Here is an 18,471-nt window from a genome sequence, read left to right on the forward strand (position 1 = left end):
CTGCTGCCGCACCACTGCCCTCGATCCAGGTGTGACATTTTTTACAGGAGCTGGACTGTCGTGCTACCCGACCATCGCATAGGCTTATGAATGGCTTGCTAATCACCAACGACAGTATACCCTGCTCCCGGTATGCTGCCATCACGCGCTGGCTGGGCTGCCTTGCCCGTTCGTTATCCGCGTGTCGCGGCGGTTGGCGTGCGGCAGCCGTGCTCACGATCCAGCGCGGGTCACGCCGATTACCCTGCTGGTCGCGGCGACGACATAAGTTCTCGTCACAATCATCTGGCTCATCTTAGAGGATCAAATAGCATATGCCGGACCTACCGGCACCAGGTGTGCATATGGCAACGCTTGAGATACGGGCAATCCGTAAAACCTTTCCAACCCCTACCGGCCCGGTCGTCGTGCTTGATGGCCTGAATATGCAGGTCGCGGCAGGCGAATTCGTGGCGGTAATCGGGCCGAGCGGTAGCGGCAAAACGACCCTTTTCAACATCATCGCAGGACTGGAACCCCCTGATGCTGGGGCAGTGGTAATTGATGGGAACGATGTTACCGGTTGCCGCGGTCAGGTTGCCTACATGCCACAGCGCGATGCTCTGCTACCCTGGTTGTCGGTGGTAGAGAATGCAGTCCTGGCGACCGTCGTGCAGGGCGGCGATGTTGCAGCCGCTCGCCGGGAAGCGCGGGCGCTCCTGGCCGATTTTGGCTTACAAGGGTGGGGTGATGCCCGACCGGCAATGTTATCTGGCGGCATGCGGCAACGGGCTGCATTTCTGCGCACAGTGCTCTGGCACCGGCCCGTCATGCTTCTCGATGAGCCATTTGGTGCCCTCGATGCGCTTACCCGTGCTCAACTACAGCAGTGGTTACTGTCATTGTGGGATCGTCTCGACCGTACCGTGCTGCTGGTGACGCATGACATTGATGAAGCGATCATTCTGGCCGATCGCATCTATGTGCTCACTCCCCGGCCAGCCCGGATTGCCCTTGAGGTACAGGTCGAACTTCCTCGCCCACGCTCGTATGCATTGGTGACAGATCAAGCGTTTGCGCGACTGAAACGCCAGTTGCAGACTGTCTTGATGGCGGGAGAGCGCTATGTGTAGCACTGCGTTCGAGCATCTCCGTCAGGACGCCTTTGCGGTCTGGTAGCAGAATACCGTCGACCGGGCGTGCAGCAGCCATGCTGTCGCTCCTCCTGAACTCACCGCCGCACTTTCACCGGCAGCGTTAGCCAATACATCACCGTCTGTATGGAGTGCGGCAGCCATGTTGCCGCGCCGCCCGTGCTCACCGCCGCACTTTCACCGGCAGCGTTAGCCGATACATCACCGTCTGTATGGAATGCGGCAGCCATGCTGCCGTGCTGCCCGACCTCACAACCTCTATGGCGTGCGGACGCTACCCTCGCCGGTGTCAGGATGTCAGATGCTCGCAGGTAGCGCCGACAATGGCACACCCGATCATCCGGCGTGGCCCATAGCAATAACGGAGGGGCGACCTGTGTGTCACCCCTCCCTGTTCTTCCCGTGTCTGTTTTTTACGTAGGCCCTACTCATCTGGTGGCAGAGAAGTCGTAATATCGTACACCAGCACCTGCACCTCAAGCCCTTCATTCGTCAAGAGCGATAGCGTGAATTCGTTGGTGGCATTCTTAATCGCTTGCTCGTCGGCAGCGGGAGCGTAAGCGCGGATGCTGGCCTCTTCTGCGGAAACCCGAGTGACGCGCGTGACTGCGCTGGGACTAACCTCGGCGATCCGGCGCTTGATCTCGGCAATTGCTTCATCGATTGTCATTGGAAATCACCTCGCTAAATCACATTAAACTCAGATGCCAGATGACCACTACGGAATCGGTTGATCCGCAATTCGTCGATGTTGATCGTATATGCTCGACCGTCAATCACCTCTTCGGCGATGAGTAAGCCAGTAGCCGGTGCGTGCATAATGCCGTGACCGCTAAAGCCACTGGCATCAATGTAACCGGCCAGATCGGGATGACGACCGAGAATCGGGTTATGATCAGGCGTAATCTCGTACAACCCGGCCCAGCACTGCTGCTCGGCCAGTCCGGCTGTTTCGAGAATGGGGAAGCGGTAGATACCGGCTTCGATCACTGCCTCCAACCAGTCCCAGTCCACGTTCGTGTTAGTACTGCTTGGCTCATTGGGGTTTGAACGGCCCATCAGAATGCTCTGTCCTTCACGTCGCATGTAGAAACCGCTGCCCACATCTATCGTCAGCGGAATTGGGGCACTAATCGCGGGGAAGGGTGTCGTCATATACACATTGCGTCGGTATGGCCGTACCGGTAGATCGAGACCTGCCAGTGCCGCGACTTCACCGGCCCACGGCCCGGCGCAGTTGATCACGAACTCACAACCCACCGTACCGGTTGGTGTTTCGACGGCGATCACCCGGCCGCCCTGGATCTGAAAGCCGGTGACCGGTCTCCCCCGGTACAACCGCACGCCATGGCGCTGCGCAGCACGTAGATAACCCAATGCAATACCGTAAGGATCGCAGTATCCGTCATCGGGACCAAACGTGGCGCCGATCAGATCGTCAGTCCGCATCTGCGGGATAAAGCGGGCTGCTTCAGCGGGTGTTAAAACCTCGACCCGCACCCCCAACTCGCGCTGCATAGCCACATTGCGCATATATTGCGCCCAGGTTTGCTCGTCGTTGATCAAAAACAGATAGCCAACTTGACGTAATTCGGCGTGGCCGCCAACTTCTTGCTCGAAATGGCGTAAACGCTCGATGCTATAGCGTGACAACAGCACGTTGGTGCGCGATGAAAATTGATGGCGCACTCCCGCCGCCGAGCGGGCCGTACTACCGCTGATTTCGGTCTCTTCACGCTCCAGGATGATCACATCGCGCAGGCCACGTTCGGCCAGATGAAAAGCAATGCTGGCTCCAATCACACCTGCACCAATAATAACCACTTGTGCCCGCTCAATCATACGTCTCACCTCGCCTGCTGTGCGCCACCATTGGCGCGTCCTTTGTTTTTGTGTTTTTCAATGCATCGTTCACGTGCTATACCTTACCCCGCTTTTCGCGCCGCCGTGATGCGGAAGCAGCGGGTGGTAGTTGCGGCTCTTCACCAGGTGCCAGCTCGTCGGGTGGCAATTGCGATTCTTCGCCGGGTGCTGGCTCTGATAATGGTGACGGGGCCGGTGGCGTTTGCAGGCGTCGCTCCTCACGCCAGGCCAGCCGTTCACGCGCCACAGCTTCAAACCCTCGCCCAGTCGGCTCGTAATAGATGCGTCCGGCCAGATTGGGCGGGAGATGCTCCTGATCCGAACGCCCTTCTGGCAGGTCGTGAGCGTATTCATACCCCTTACCGTAGCCTAACCGTTTCATCAATTGTGTTGGCGCGTTTCGTAAATGGAGCGGTACAGGTTCGTTGCGCGTCTCGGCAACATCGCGTTGTACCGCACCATAAGCCCGGTAGAGCGCATTACTCTTCGGTGCCAGACAAAGATAAACGACGGCCTGCGCCAGTGCCAGTTCACCTTCCGGTTGACCGAGAAAGTGAACCGCTTGTTGGGCTGCGACTGTTTGCGGGAGTGCCTGTGGGTCAGCCAGCCCGATGTCTTCGACGGCGATCCGCACCAGGCGCCGCGCAATATAGAGAGGGTCTTCACCGCCATCGAGCATCCGTCCCAACCAGTAGAGTGCGCCGTCGGGATCGCTATCGCGGACACTCTTGTGTAACGCCGAAATCGCATCGTAATGCAGTTCACCGTGCTTGTCGTAGCGCACAGCCCGGCTTTGCAGCGCATCACGAATATCATCAACTGTGATCAACCGGGTTTCGCCAATCGCCGGCGGTTTCGAGCGCACCGCCGCTTCAAGGGCATTCAGTGCAGTTCGGGCATCACCGTTTGCCATGTTGACCAGGTAGTCACGCGCATCACGGGCGAGCATAATTTTCAAATCACCCAGACCGCGTTCGCGATCGGTGAGTGCCCGGTCAATCAGAACCCCAATCTCTTCATCGGTCAGGGCTTCGAGTTTGAAGACCCTGGCCCGCGAGAGGAGCGCTGAATTGACCTCGAAGGATGGATTTTCAGTCGTTGCCCCAATTAAAATGATGGTACCATCTTCGACGTAGGGCAAGATGGCGTCTTGCTGGCTCTTGTTAAAGCGATGAATCTCGTCGATAAAGACTACCGTGCGCTGCTGGAACATACCGAGCCGGTCTTGCGCCTCTTGCACCACTCGCCGCAAATCGTTTACTCCGGCACTAACTGCACTTATCGGCTCGAAGTGGGCTTTCGTGCTGTGTGCAATAATTTGTGCCAGCGTGGTTTTCCCACTACCGGGTGGCCCCCACAGAATCAGCGAAAAGAGCTGATCATTCGCAATCGCTCGTCGGAGTAGTTTGCCTTCACCGACGAGATGATGCTGTCCAACGAACTCTTCGAGTGTGCGCGGACGTATACGGGCAGCTAGTGGCGCCTGTTGTTGCAGCGCCTGCTGTCGTTGGGCATCGAACAGAGTTGTTCCTCGTGGTTTAGGTGGCATAGCCAACGCTTCGGTAAGTCCCTGGTTGTACTATCCTTGATTGTAGCATATTCGGCGAACTGCCCGGTGCTGGTTTGATTGGATATGTTAATACCAGTATATGCAAACCACATGGGTCATCGAAGGGGGGAGTAAAGAACTATTGTCTGGCGTAACTCTGCGTCGTATGCTATAGGTGTGTAGAGAAGGCAACACCCGTCGTTGGGGGGGCAACTGTAGCGAACCTCAAAAAAACAACTGTGCATTACCTCTGTTGTTCCCCGCTAACCCTCTTCCGCCTTCCTCATAATCCCTCGGCGGCGGGTTGCCGAATACACGACACCGGTAGCCGGATTCGGTTACCGGTGTTGTTATTTCAGTAGCAGTCGATCAGAGTTCTGCCATCGAATAGACTGCCAAACCTACCTGTGCACGCTGATTCATCATCGCCGTATGGGATACGGAAGCCATGCGTCTGTGCAGCCGCGCCGATTCATCCTGGACCGCGATGGGAAGACTCGCCGGTCGTCAGCAGTGTGCATTGTCACTCCTGCGTTAGGGTAAGATGGTGGGCCGAGGGCAACTGATGATACCAATCATTCCAAATCTGGTGTCATAGCGTTCATCATCCGTGATCCGACAAGCGCCCCGGCACCACCCCTGATCACAGACGCGCAGAACCGGCATTGTCACTCCGCAGGTAGTGGGAGCACGTTTCAGAGAGAATACCGTTGCCAGGCAGTGTTGCCCATGGCGCATCGTTTGGAGTGCGGCAGCCACGCTGCCGCTCCAATCGTGCTCACAATCATGCGCGGGTCGTGGCGGTTTCCCTCGCCAGTACGTGACCCTGGTGAAAGGGAAGCATGAACATGGGCTGGAAGTCCGCCCCACGGGGAACTGCACCGATGCATCGCTAACAACGCAACAAAACACGGTGAAAGGGATGACTGATGACGATTGATGTCGCAGCGATGATGTACGGTATTGGTTGAGATTTGATATCATACCCTCCTCACAAGCGAAGAGGGTGTGCTTATGCACAAATGTGGGGCGACAACCGTGTCGCCCCTACACCTCATGCTTCTGGCGCGGCATCGCGGCTGTTCGGTACACGCCGGTTCAGATGGTGTATGCCGGTTTGATGATGTCAACCCCAGGAGCCTCTCTCTACAGTTTTAATCCTCCTCACTGGCAGCAATTACCGCGTTAGCAATCTGATCACCTCGTCCGTTGGGTAAGTAGACATAACGTCCGCCTAACCAGGCCGCCAGTTGTTGTGCTTCACCACGCGACACAAAGCTGCGCTGGGTGTCGATCACAACTGCGCCAACACCGGCGGCACGCAGCCGACCAGCCAGCTGCTGCACTTCTTGCCGGGCCTGTTCGAGCCGCCGTGTTTTGTCCATCGTCGGATCGGCTTTGAGCGGGACGTTTGGCCGTCCATCGGTGATCAAGACGATAGTTGTGCGGAAGATGCCTCGTGAGCGGGCCTGTTCGCTAATCTGGTACGCAGCGAGGAGGGCTGCGGCCAGTGGGGTACCACCACCGGTTGGCAAGACATCGAGGGCGCGTTTGGCTAGCTCGACGCTTTGTGATGGGGGGAGTAGCAGGTCGGCGCGCTCTCCACGAAATGCCAGCAACGCTACCTGGTCACGGTGTACGTAGGCCTGTTGCAAGAGGGCATTAACCGCTCCTTTGGCCTGGCGCATCCGGTGGAGCGCCATCGAACCGCTGGCATCAACCAGAAAGCAGAAGAGCGTTCCTGCCTTCGAGCGATATTTCTTGATATGCAAGTCATCGGCACGCAAATGGATGCGCCCGCGTCGGTGGGGGTGGTATTCCGCTGCCCGAATCCGTTGCCATGGTGCGGCTGCCCGCAGTGTGGCAATGACATCGAGCCGTCCCTGAGCCGGTTTCCCCGGCACCGAACGGATATGTCGCCCGCGCTGACCCGAAATTGTGCCACGTGAGCCGCTTCGTCCTCGTCGCCGCACGGTAAACGGTGTTTCGAGAATATCTGGCGGCACATCAGTCTCCATCGCCGCCAGAATCAGCTCTTCGATGGTCAGCTCGTCTTCAGGCGGCTGCGGTGGTTTTTCCTCTTCATCGTCGCGCTGCTCATCGTCACTATTCTCTGGTGATGGCGGAGGTGGTGCCGGTTCCGGCGGTGGCGGTGGTCCGGCCTCTTCCGGCGTCATTTCGGGGAGTCGGGTGGCGCGTGGCAGCATGACCAATCGTACTGCCAGTTCGAGATCGTCGTTATTCACCTCTTCCCGTCCGGCCAGCGCAGCGGCGGCGCGGGCTGCACGTACTGCAAACAGGTCGGCGCGATGACCTTCAATACCGAGCGCCATCGCTGTCAGGCTCAATTGCTGAATCTGATCATCGCTGATTCTGACCGTCGGCAATAGCTCGCGCGCAGCCAGGATGCCGGCTAATACCAGCGCTTCGTCATCTTCATAATCAGTACTGGGTTGCAAGTTACGGCGCACCACTTCGGCTCTGGTGGTTGCCGGCGCTTTCCCAATCGGTGCCACAATCAAGCCCAGACGGTCGAGCAAGTGACGACGAGGTGGTCCTTCTGCCGGATCGTAAGTTACCAGCAGTACGAAGCGTGCCGGTTCAACGACCGAAATCCCCTCCCGCTCGACCCGCACGACACCGCTATCGAGTGCGCTCAAAATATGGTTGATCGTGCTGTCATCGAGTAGATTCACACTATCTACGTAGAGCATGCCGCCATTGGCACGGGCCAGCAGGCCACTGCGATGGACACGCTCACCCGTCGCCAGGGTTGCTTCAATATCTATCCCCCCTAGCAGTCGATCTTCGCTCACGCCGACCGGCATCTCGACCAACTGCCAGGGGATGGTTGGGTCAAATTCACGACCACCGGCCAGCATACGGGCAAAAGCCCGTACCAGGGCGCTTTTACCGGTGCCGGCGCCGGCCCCAATCGCAACCCCGGCCAGTGATGGATCAACTGCCAGCAACAGCAGCGCCTGCCGGGCCGTATCCAGGCCAACAATTGCTGTGAATGGCAGAGACGCTGCCGGTAATGCAGTGGCTTTTTGCACCATATCAGGTTCCTTCAACAGCGACTGTGATGATAATGTTACCAGGCTCACGTCGCGTTACGGTACCAAAATCTCTTCAACGGCGCGCTCAATCCGTACCGCGTCGTCCTGGGTTTCGAGCGGGTCTTTGCGCAACCGATGGCGCAATGCCAGTACCGCGATTCGGCGCACGTCCTGTATGGTGACCTCATTCCGACCTTCGAGGGCGGCCAGGGCGGTTGCTGCTCTGGCCAGGGTGAGTTCACCGCGGTGACCATCAACCTCAAGTTTGACGCACAGTTCGGCAATCTTGTAGAGCACCGGATCGGGCAAGATCACCTCTGGTAGGCGCCGTTGGGCTTGCTTGATTTTACGTTGTAGTTTCTGGGTCTCTTTCGCCCATTTTTCAACAAACGCAAACGGATCGGCGTCGTATTCACGTCGACGCTTGACGATCTCGACCCGCTCGCTCACATCGGTAATGGTGGTGATGCGGGCATGTAGACCGAACCGGTCGAGGAGCTGGGGACGCAGATCGCCTTCTTCAGGATTGCCCGATCCTACCAGTACGAAGCGGGCCGGGTGGCGTACGCTGACACCCTCTCGTTCTACCACGTTGACGCCTGACGCCGCGACGTCGAGTAACACGTCAACCAGATGGTCTTCGAGTAGATTCACTTCATCAATATAGAGAAAGCCGCGATTGGCGCGGGCCAGCAGGCCAGGGGCGAATGCCTGTACACCCTGAGTCAACGCCCGTTCAATGTCGAGGGTACCGCAGACGCGATCTTCAGTAGCACCGAGGGGTAGGTCTACCACCGGCACCGGAATATTTATCACCGCAGGCTTTTTCGCTTTACCGGACTGCTGTTCTAACGCCCGACACTGATCGCACAGACCAGCCGTGCGGTCGGGTGCGCACGAATACGGACAGCCGGCAACCGCTTTGATCGGTGGCAACATAGCCGCCAGCGCCCGCACAGCGGTTGATTTGGCCGTCCCGCGATGCCCCATCACCATCACGCCGCCGATAGTTGGGTTGACCACACATAGCAATAGCGCCAGCTTTAACTCAGCCTGACCAACAATTGCCACAAACGGGTAGGGAGGTGTTGAGGCGTTTGTCGGTGGGGTGTGTCCATTCTTCGATACGTCGTCGGTTGCGATTGTTTGCTCGTGTTCTTTGCTCATCTGGCGTTACCTTTTTGCACAATAAAATGGCAGGCGTGAAGCAGCCTGCCTGCAACGAACCAGACCAGGCAGGACGGACAGAACTATGCTGTGCTTCCTTCCTGGCGACGGTATTCCGTTATCCTGTGTGAAGCCGGTCTAACGCTGTGATTTAATCACGGAGCCGGCCGTCGGCTTGCGTCCGGTGCGAGTACGACGTGCGTAGGCAGTGATATTCGTCCACAAGAACGTCAGACCAAGACCCAGAACGGTCAAAATCAAACTGGCCCAACACAGGATTGCCGGCGTCAACGGACCAATCATTTGGGTGGCTTCTCCGAGTCCGCTTGGCATAGGTTCACTCCTCTCGCGACTGTTGAGCTTTTGCAGCATACGACGGCATAATGACTTCACGCATTTTCTGCGGATCGATACGGAAGTTCTCTATTAATTCTACCACGTAGCGCAAATGTGATCGCGGGATGGAAACGAACATTTCACTCGGATCGAGCCGATTATGCATTCGTCCGCCGCCGTCACCAATGGCAAACACTGAATTTTTGGTGTGCCAGGGTGCAGCAAAAATTGAGGCACACGCACTGGCACCCAGCTCACCGACCGGAAATGTCCCGATGCGCACACTGGCTGCACCGGCAATCTGCATTGCCCGTTGTGGATCAACCACGCAGACCATCAGATCAACCCGCACTCCATCTGGCACATCGTCGAGTGGTGCCGCCGCCAGTGCCTTGATCATTCCTGCCGGTAACGAGTAGCTTTGCTGTTTATTGCACGCCGCAGCTTCCGGTGTGTAAAAGCCCTGCGCATCGGTCAGATAAATACCCTGAGTAATGTACGGCCCCGGATCGGGATTGAAACCGAGGTGGTACTGCCCTACCCAACAGTCATGGTGGTTTGCATCGACATACACGCGCCGCCCCTGTTCGGCTTCACGGACAATTGCACAGGCGACCACATTGACCGGCTCGTATCCCGGTGGTGGCCCATCGTAACAATAGGTGATTGCGACCGGTCGCCGTTTGACCCGCATCCGTTCCACCAGGAGGCGATTGAGCAGTTTCAGATCGGGGATTTCATCCTGGTCACTCATCAGCGCCTCCACAGCGGATTTTGCAGATCGGGGCTTTCCGCATGCAGTGCTGCCGTAGTCTGGCCCCAGCGCCATATCCATCCCTCGATCCACCAGCGTATCCGTAACCTGAGCGGCGCGACCCGGTACTCAGTGGTTTGTCTGGCAAGGCGTAGCCACATTGCCCACCTCCATCATCCAACCTGCGGTTACAATGCTGCGCCCGCTTACCGGTAGAACGGGCTGGCCGGTCGGCGCAGATCAACGTAGCGGAATGGCTCACCTGAACGCTGCAAGGCCGCCAGGATGGCAATCTTGCTGTCCAGATCGTCGGTGTTGCCCATACACACCGTCGTATGCCCATCGATAGTTAATGTCATGCCCTTCTTCGGATCGTGGTTGGCTTCGGTGACGTACATACCCAGTTCTTTGAGCAACCGGGTGACAACCAGCCGGGTTGGGGCATCCATCTCTGGCTTCTCGCCGACGGCTCGCTCCATCAGGCCAAGCGTGATCACCGGCGCTGGCTGGCGTACCTGGTGGTCACCGAACAATTCTTCAGCGGTTGCTCCGGTCGGCGTAATATCTGGCTCTTCGGCTCCAAAGACGCTGAGAAATTCTTTGTATGGAAGGGGTCGTACCTCTTCCATCTTGACCGTCGGCAACGTGCGGTCGATGATCTGACGCGCCAGTCGGTCAAAGAGAGCATCAAAACGCGGCTCTTGCAAAGCTAACTGACAGGCATCGGCTAGCTCGCGCACTTTACGATCCAGGGGAATACTGGCCAGCACTGGCAGATTGATCTTTTCGGCGAAGCGGGCCGCCACACCGCTACCGTCGTCGCGATTGACCACCAGCCCCAGCAGTTTGGTGCGCCCACCCATACTGGCGAAGTATTTGGCCGCGCTGGCAATGTTGTTGGCAGCGTAGAGGCTTTGCCGGTCGTTCCCGCAGAGAATGATGACCTCTTCGGCCAGTGAACGTGAGAGAGGTGTTGCAAACCCACCACAGACCACATCGCCGAGAAAATCCATCACCACATAGTCGAGCGCCCATTGGCTGAGGCCGAACTTTTCGAGCATATCAAAGCCGAACGTGATTCCACGTCCACCACAGCCGCGCCCCACTTCTGGTCCGCCAATCTCACAGCCATAGACAGTTGCTGCACCATTCATGATGGTGGTCTTAAAGATGACGTGATGGGCGGCCAGCTCCTCTTCGCGTCCGGCCTCTTTGAACTCGCGCCAGACATCACCGAGCGTGGGTAGACTGATACCGCCGAACAACGCATTACAACTGTCGTGTTTGGGATCGCAACCGAGCTGAAGCACGCGATTCCCCAACAGGGCCAGCTTGCTTACCAGATTAGTGGTGAAGAATGACTTCCCCATACCGCCTTTGCCGTAGACGGCGAGCATTCGTGCTGTTGAACCTGGTTGTTTCGTTTTTGGATGGGCGGGCATAGAGCCATCTCTCTTTCCAGGCTGATGCGCACTGCTTCTCTGCAAGTGAGTACTACGCTGCGTCGGCACCGTTTTGCGGCCACGTGACAACAACCTTCAAACAGGCCGGGTCTTCCAGGGCCAGGCGATAAGCAGCCTGAATGCGTTCGAGCGGGACTTGATGGGTTAACAGACCATCAACCTGCAGATCGCCATTAGCCAGTAAATCGCGTACCCGTGGCAGATCACCGTCGGGGCCGAATTCCCACTCGCGTGCGACCAGAATCTGCGCCTCACGCATAAAGACCGGGGCATAGGGAATGTTGATGTGGTCGTAGTAGCCCAATAACACGACTCGTCCATGATTGGCCAGGAGCGGTAATGCTCCCGACAACGCACCCATCGAGCCGGTGGCCTCGATCAGCACATCAACCTTGGCTTCGCCGATAGCTTCGTCAAGCGACTCGCGGGTAACATCAATAACCTGGTCGGCCTGGCTGGCTTGTAAGCGCACTGCTACGCGGTCGGCGACGGCAACATGCTGGGCGCCGGCATATTTGGCCAGCCGGGCTGCCAGTTGCCCGACAATACCTTGCCCCAAAACCAGTACCCGATCGCTGCGGCGAATCTGGCCGATTTTGATACCGTGCAGTGCTGTGGCGGCCAGGGCCAGCAACACCCCGGTTGCCGGATCGAGCGAACCAAGGGGTACAACTCGTTCGTGTTCGGCGGTAATGTACTCACTCTGTCCACCCCAGGCTGCATTGACACCGCGGAAGCAACGGGCACCGCCGATATACACCCACTGACCAAGCAGCTCTTTCGGCGCTTTACTACCAACCTGCACCACCTGTCCAACCGTCTCGTAGCCGGGCACAACCGGGAAGAGCAGTTGGGGCTGGGGCAGCCGGCCATCAAGCAACATCCGTTCGGTACCGGCGCTAATCGACGTAAAGGCGGTCTTGATCAGCACATCGCCAGCCTTTGGTTCGTTGACCTGCACCGTGCGAATCTCGATTGTGTTTCGCTTTGGAATAACTACTGCTCGTGACTTGATCGGCATACAGTCGATCCGCTTTCTAGTACGCCGCAGCGTAATCTTCACCCAGAGAATCGGTTGGTGTTATGATGTTTTAGCCGCACCTGCCGATTGTGCCTGCAATTGCGCCTGTAACAGACGCCGTTCCTTTGCCGAACGGATGCCACGCCAGAGAAATTGACCGGCGTTGAAAAAATATGTGACGTAGGCGAAAACCATCACCCACATAACCGTGCGACTGTCGAGGTGCAGCCATACGGCAACGAAATAGGCATTGTGGGTCAGAATAGCGATCAGGTTACCCAAATCTTCCCAGAAGAACTCGCGGGCCATGAAATACTTACCGTAGATGTCGTGTTCCCACAGCATACCGGTGATGGTCAAGGCCCAGATCAATGCAATCTTGATCCACACGCTCACTGTCGCAATCCAATACCCCTCTCCAGTGGCGAGATAGCGGATAACCAGGGCAAAACTGATGATGAACACGATGAACTGGATAGGGGCCAGGATGAACTGGGCTTTCGTCCAGGGTGATCGGTTGCGGCGTTCCAGTTGTTCGGGAGTATACATCATCTTCCTCCAGGTTGATCGTTAGCCGGTACTGCGTTAACGCGACTCACGGTGAGTAGAAATCGATGTTCGATTTCTTGTGTCTCGTTGAGATCAGGCCATTGCTGCACAGCCCAACGTTGGACACGCTCAATAGCTGCCTGCAATACCTCATCACTCAATGCCCATGTTTCTGCATCGCTGCGCACTGCCATACCGGCAATAACCTCTGCGGGACTCAGCGTACGTTGCCAGCGTGCCGCAACAATGCCTTCTGCAACCACCGGTGCGCCCAGCTTCGCCAGATGCTGGCTTACTGCTGCCCCTGCGCCTGGTGGACGGGCACCGGGGAGCAAATCCATCACCGCCTGCCGTAGTTGCCCGCGTAGCAGACCCACGCATGATGCCGGATCGCGCCAGTCAATGCCCTGGATGATCACACCGCCGGGGCGAGTCACGCGCACCATCTCAGCCAGGCCGGTGCGCCAGTTCGGGAGCAGATGAAGCACGTGTACCGCCAGCACCGCATCGAAGGTTGCCGTGGCAAAGGGAAGGTATTGCGCATCGGCCTGCACTAGATGAAGTGGTGTGCCGGTCTCGGTGACCCGTCGGTGGGCAACGTGCAACATACCTGCCGAGATGTCAATCCCGATGACAGTGGCACCGGCAGCGGCAACCGGCAGGGCAATACGCCCACTCCCGATCCCGATTTCCAGCACTCGTGCCCCACTGCCGACCTGATCGATGATGGCCTGCCCAATCGTGGTCGATACCTCGGCGGGATGCGCACGTTGCGCATCGTACACATCAGCAATTTGATCAAATGTGATCGGTAACGGCATGCCAGGTCTCTTCTCTCCAGGCGCTGCAAGCTATGATGCCGTATCCATTGCCAGCGCAGTCGTAATCTCCTGGCGGGTCAGGCCCTTGAATTCCTGTACCGAAATACCGCGCAAGATACCGATAGCCAGCACCATGAGCAGGGCCTCCAACCCGAACACCAGTCCATAGCCGATTGCTGGCGTGACCAGACCACCTTCGATCATCACTGTATGACCAAGACCACTGATCACATTGGCAAACCCATTGCCAAGACCTTGTGCCATACCCCACATCCCCATATACAGACCGGCCTGCCCTTCAACGGTCATCTCCATCATCATCGCCAGCGCACCAACGTTGAAGAGACCAATACCCAACCCCATAATGAGTAGTGCCGGGCTGATGATTTCGCGGTGCAGGGTGATGGCCGAAATCATCAACATTGCCAGCCCACCGGCTACACCGAGGCCGCCGAGAGTGGCGATAGTCTTCTTCTGGATGGGGAAGATACTGGAGAGAATGCCAATGCCGAGCATACCAAGCAGGGCACCGGCCCCCCAGGCTTGCTGGAATGCAGCCGTGTCTTTCTGCGGCATGCCGAACACCTCAGCCCCAAACGGTTCGAGGATTGCATCTTGCAGGAAGATACCGAGAATTGCCAGCAGCACGAAGGCGAAAAAGCCACGCACCTGGGGATTCCGCTTCATCAGACCGGTAGCAACCCGCCAGGTCTCCAGCGGCCCGGCTTCACCCTTCTCTGGAGCCTGCTCCAGCAGCTTGCGATGCTCTTCCTTCGCGATGGGCTTCTCCATCCCGATCACGCCCAGCAACACAGTGACAGTCACAATAATTGGGGTCAGGTTATAAAGCTGCTGCATCGCCTCCGGTGAATAGACCGGCATAATCACGCGCGAAATACCCGCCGAGACGATACCGCTGATAATTACCGTGGCCCAGATAAAGGCAACGACGGCCCCACGCTCTTTCGGTGTGGTGACCTCGGCAATGAGTGCGTTCGATGAGCTGCCGTTCATCGCCATCAGCACACCGAATAGAAAGATCAGGGCAAAGGCTTCAACCGTTGCGATGAAGGAGCGCTCACCCAGGCCGATAGCAATACCCGGCAAGGCGAGGAAGATAAGGGCAGCGCCTACGTTCGATAAAATAACGTAAGGTGTGCGACGTAACCCGAAGATGGGATAACGGTCGGTGAATCGTCCCCAGTACACCTGAAAGAACGAGATGAAGTGGTGCAGACCAATCAGGGTGGTAACAATCACCGCTACTGCGCCGAGGTCTGAAATTGATACCCGGTTAAAGTTGAACGTGAGCAGGGCAAACATCCATCCGGCGCCTACCCGCATCAGCGAGAGGCGAAAGGCCTTGACGGCGAAACGGAGCAGGCCCATTGCGCACACCTTTCTAGTTCTTTGTCAAAGGCGAACCAACGTGTAGCACAGAGTTTGCACTACATTTTTTCAGGGCGTCTTACCCATTGCTTCCGGCAGACTCGGCGACCCTTCCTGGATATGTTGAGGTGTTCGGGATATTTCGTTCAGCGTGAGTATAGCATATAGAACAGACATATGCAATATTTGCAAAATTTGTGCAATCGCTTGTCAACTTCAAAAATTTGCATATATGTCTTAAATGATGGCGTGGATCGGGCTGGTAGTACTGATTTTCCCTTCAAAATGACCTATTAGATGTCTGAAACCTCAATTGACAATGTATGATTGTCAATTGCATAGTACATGGAAGTATTGCAATAAGTAATTGATGCCCGCCATGGTTATGAATTCTCTACCCGAAATCCCTGATTATTGCACAGGGTGACAAGACCTGTAGAGATACCTTGGGAGCGTGCGCCTCCGGTGTGCATCGACCGAGATACCCTGGGGGTACGCTCCTCTGGTGCGCACCGACCGAGATACCCTGGGGGTACGCTCCTCTGGTGCGCACCGACTGAGTTCCCTTGGGAACGTGCGCCTCCGGCGCACATCAACTCTATGATTGTTATGAGCATGAATGCGCAGAATCAGCGTTTCCGCTCTGCAAACCGTAGTCTCACGGTTCAGAACGGATACCGTTGCCAGATCAGGTTGCCCTTGTCGCGTCGTATGGCGTGCGGCAGCCATGCTGCCGCGCCAGCCGCCCTCACGATCAGGTGTGGATTGTAGTGGTTTTTCCGCTGGTCACGGGGAGACCGTTGCCAGATCGGATTGGCTGTGTCGCATGGTATGGCGTGCGGCAGCCATGCTGCCGCGTCAGCCGCGCTCACGATCCGGAGCGGGTTGTAGGGGTGTCTCCGCTGGTCACGGGGATGCCGGTGCGTAGGGCTTGGCCGTCTGGCTTAGCTGACTGCGAGTGATTCAGTAGCGTAGATCGTGGAGCAGGCTTCCAGCCAGCCCGTTAGTCGCCTTTCCCGCTCGGCCCGTGACGGTTGTCCAGGCGATAGACAAGCGCCAGCGCGAGTCTCCCCCTGGAGCGATGTCCCTCATCACCGGGTTGACGAACACTGGTGAGTGACATCAGCAGTGATGCACGGTAAAGACCGAACACTACCCGATAAGCTGCCTCTATGTCCTCTGTGGTGATCGTAGAGGGTGATGCAGGATCATCATATCCTCTGTGCCCTCTGTGCCTCTTTGGTGATATGCCATCCACGCTACATCGGAGGTGATATAAAACCACTTTCCCTACAAAAGAGAGGTGCAGCTCTTTAGGTCATAGCAAGTGGTAATGCTCTGGTTCGTGCTGTCGATATACTTCATTATGACTTTTCGGTTGCACTTCGGTGTTGCCGGGTTATGCACTTATTCTTATTTGAGGTTGAACCTATGTTGCGCCAGAACATCGTTGCCGTTCGTCGCACGCTGCTTAGCCTGTTGCTGATCCTCTCCGTGGTTTTGGCAGGGCTACGCCCGGATGTCGCTTTTGCTAATGCCACGACTGATGTAGTACTCAGCACCAATTTTCCTGTCGTTAACAGCGGTGACTGGTCGGTCATCAATGTTGACTATAGCTGTTCGAGTGTGCTGAACACGCCCTGTGAGAATGCCACAGTGACGGTAGTGTTGCCATCAACCCTGGCCGGTGGTGCCGGCGACGTGCAGGCACTGGGTGCTGGAACGTCGTCGTCGTATAATCCTGCCACCCGCACCGTCACCTGGACGTTCAATGCGCCATTGGCCGCTGGTGACAGCGGTCGATTGGAATTACGGGTGCGTTTTCCTGCCGGCAGCACGCCCGACGGTACTACGGCTACTCTCCGGGCCGAGATGCGCTCGACAACCGCGCCTCCCGATCTCTCGAACCCGCTGACGATCACCGCCCGCGCTGAGCCGAACGCGGTCGTTACCAAGACCTTTGTCTCCGGTGGTGCTCCTGATGTGCCAACAACCTATCAGCTTCAGGTGTGTATCCCCAATAACGGTTCTGGTGCATTGAACCTGACCAATGTCCAGATTACCGATACCCTGCCAGCCGGTGTTACGTTTGTCAGTGCTTCCGATGGTGGTACTTTCAATGGTGCTACCAACACCGTTACCTGGCCGCCGACCAGCCTGACGGTGCCGGGTAGCCTTTGTGCCACACGCACGGTGACGGTGATCTTTCCATCTGCTACCTTCACTGTCGGTACTGAAGTGCGGAATGTGATGGATGTGACCGCCCAGGCCGGCTCGGTAACGATAACGCTCACCGATGACGATGTGCGCCGGATTCAACCGCCCACGCCCGGTTATGGTTTCACCAAGAATGGCCCCACCACGGCATTGGTTGGCGATACAGTGACCTACACCTTCAACACGGTCAATACCGGCACCACCCCATTAAATGATGTCGTGGTGACCGATCCGGTACCACCAGAGTTGCAGGTGACCCGGATTACCGCTGCCGGCGGCAATATTGCCGGGGTACGGGTTGAGCTGGAGTACACGACTAATCTCAATTCTACCTTCACTGCCGTGCCTGGGAGTCCATTCACGACCACAAGCTGTGTGAATATTGCGCCCAATACCGGTGGTGGCTGTACAACGCTGACTTTGGGGTTAGGTGAGCAGATTACGGCGATCCGCTGGCGCTACCTCGATCCATTGCCGTTTGGTTTTAGTGCGACCGGACATAACTTCAGTGCTGTGGTCACCGCCAGTCCGATCAATGGGGTGGTTGTTAATCAGGCCACCAGTACCTTTACCTACAATGGATTTACGGCAACTCGCACTGACGAGGCACGCACGCGCATCATCGAACCGGGTGCTCGCGCCGAAGTCGCCAAGTCGGTGAGTCCGGCGGTGGCGTATGCGGGTGATACGGTCACCTATACGATTACGCTGGCGAATACCGCAGTTGGTAGTTCGGCTGCCGATCTGGTCAATCCGATGCTGGCCGATCTGCTGGTGCCGGCTCTGATCTATGTGCCGGGAAGTGCAACGGTCGTTTCCCGTCCGGCAGGCGCCCCCGATCCGGTACTCGACGTGATTGAGGATTTTAATGGTACCGGTCGTACTCTACTGCGCTGGCGCTGGATAGCTACAGTCTGCCGCCGAATGCGTCGTTTACGTTACGATTCGAGGCCCAGATCGATCCGGCAACTCAGGCCGGTACCATCAACAATACGGCATCGCTGGCCAGTTTTGCCAATCCTGCCGGTGAAATCTTTATTGATCGGTGCAGTCAGCAAAACCCCGACAGCAACGATGTTGATGGTGATGGCAATATTACCGAGCTACTCTGTTCATCATCAATTACCAGCCTGAGCCTGGCGGCGGCTGC

The 18,471-nt window shown here is 57.0% G+C and carries 14 protein-coding genes; 2 read left to right on the plus strand and 12 right to left on the minus strand.

The annotated features are described in order from the left end of the window. Positions 1–344: 344 nt before the first annotated feature. Positions 345–1,112, plus strand: coding sequence for an ABC transporter ATP-binding protein (locus tag VAE57_RS16580; RefSeq protein ID WP_416208471.1), 768 nt, complete (start codon positions 345–347; stop codon positions 1,110–1,112). 445 nt (positions 1,113–1,557) lie between these two features. On the opposite strand, the gene VAE57_RS16585 is transcribed toward VAE57_RS16580, so the two are convergent. From VAE57_RS16585 to VAE57_RS16640, 12 genes are all read right to left on the minus strand, one after another. Further along, a complete protein-coding gene (locus tag VAE57_RS16585) occupies positions 1,558–1,803 on the minus strand; it encodes a hypothetical protein (RefSeq protein WP_322822966.1) in 246 nt (81 codons plus the stop codon). Positions 1,804–1,817: 14 nt separating this feature from the next. Further along, a complete protein-coding gene (locus VAE57_RS16590; protein ID WP_322822967.1) occupies positions 1,818–2,975 on the minus strand; it encodes an FAD-binding oxidoreductase in 1,158 nt (385 codons plus the stop codon). 76 nt (positions 2,976–3,051) lie between these two features. Further along, positions 3,052–4,545, minus strand: coding sequence for a replication-associated recombination protein A (locus VAE57_RS16595; protein WP_322822968.1), 1,494 nt, complete (start codon positions 4,543–4,545; stop codon positions 3,052–3,054). A 1,154-nt stretch (positions 4,546–5,699) separates the two neighbouring features. Further along, a complete protein-coding gene (gene bchD / locus VAE57_RS16600; protein WP_322822969.1) occupies positions 5,700–7,604 on the minus strand; it encodes a magnesium chelatase ATPase subunit D in 1,905 nt (634 codons plus the stop codon). 54 nt (positions 7,605–7,658) lie between these two features. Further along, on the minus strand, positions 7,659–8,771 hold the full coding sequence (bchI, locus tag VAE57_RS16605) for a magnesium chelatase ATPase subunit I (protein WP_322822970.1): 1,113 nt from the start codon (positions 8,769–8,771) through the stop codon (positions 7,659–7,661). Positions 8,772–8,909: 138 nt separating this feature from the next. Next, on the minus strand, positions 8,910–9,104 hold the full coding sequence (locus VAE57_RS16610; RefSeq protein WP_012660441.1) for a hypothetical protein: 195 nt from the start codon (positions 9,102–9,104) through the stop codon (positions 8,910–8,912). 4 nt (positions 9,105–9,108) lie between these two features. Continuing rightward, positions 9,109–9,861, minus strand: a complete 753-nt coding sequence (locus VAE57_RS16615; protein ID WP_322822971.1) for a DUF169 domain-containing protein — start codon at positions 9,859–9,861, stop codon at positions 9,109–9,111. Between the two features lie 206 nt (positions 9,862–10,067). Further along, the gene (locus VAE57_RS16620) at positions 10,068–11,303 is read right to left on the minus strand and encodes a chlorophyllide a reductase iron protein subunit X (RefSeq protein WP_322822972.1); all 1,236 of its coding nucleotides are present in this window, start codon (positions 11,301–11,303) and stop codon (positions 10,068–10,070) included. A gap of 52 nt (positions 11,304–11,355) precedes the next feature. Next, on the minus strand, positions 11,356–12,345 hold the full coding sequence (locus tag VAE57_RS16625; protein ID WP_322822973.1) for a zinc-binding dehydrogenase: 990 nt from the start codon (positions 12,343–12,345) through the stop codon (positions 11,356–11,358). Between the two features lie 60 nt (positions 12,346–12,405). Continuing rightward, a complete protein-coding gene (bchF, locus tag VAE57_RS16630) occupies positions 12,406–12,897 on the minus strand; it encodes a 2-vinyl bacteriochlorophyllide hydratase (RefSeq protein WP_322822974.1) in 492 nt (163 codons plus the stop codon). Continuing rightward, positions 12,894–13,715 (minus strand): class I SAM-dependent methyltransferase, encoded by an 822-nt coding sequence (locus tag VAE57_RS16635; protein ID WP_322822975.1) that lies wholly within the window; start codon positions 13,713–13,715, stop codon positions 12,894–12,896. Before VAE57_RS16635 ends, bchF begins: the two co-directional genes overlap by 4 nt. Positions 13,716–13,745: 30 nt before the next feature. After that, complete coding sequence (locus tag VAE57_RS16640) at positions 13,746–15,104, minus strand: BCD family MFS transporter (protein ID WP_322822976.1); 1,359 nt, start codon at positions 15,102–15,104, stop codon at positions 13,746–13,748. 1,431 nt (positions 15,105–16,535) lie between these two features. Between VAE57_RS16640 and VAE57_RS16645 the strand changes: the two genes are divergently transcribed. Beyond that, positions 16,536–18,455 (plus strand): hypothetical protein, encoded by a 1,920-nt coding sequence (locus tag VAE57_RS16645; RefSeq protein ID WP_322822977.1) that lies wholly within the window; start codon positions 16,536–16,538, stop codon positions 18,453–18,455. Positions 18,456–18,471: the final 16 nt, after the last annotated feature.

The sequence above is a fragment of the Chloroflexus sp. genome, assembly GCF_034434295.1.
In the GTDB taxonomy this organism is placed as follows: domain Bacteria; phylum Chloroflexota; class Chloroflexia; order Chloroflexales; family Chloroflexaceae; genus Chloroflexus.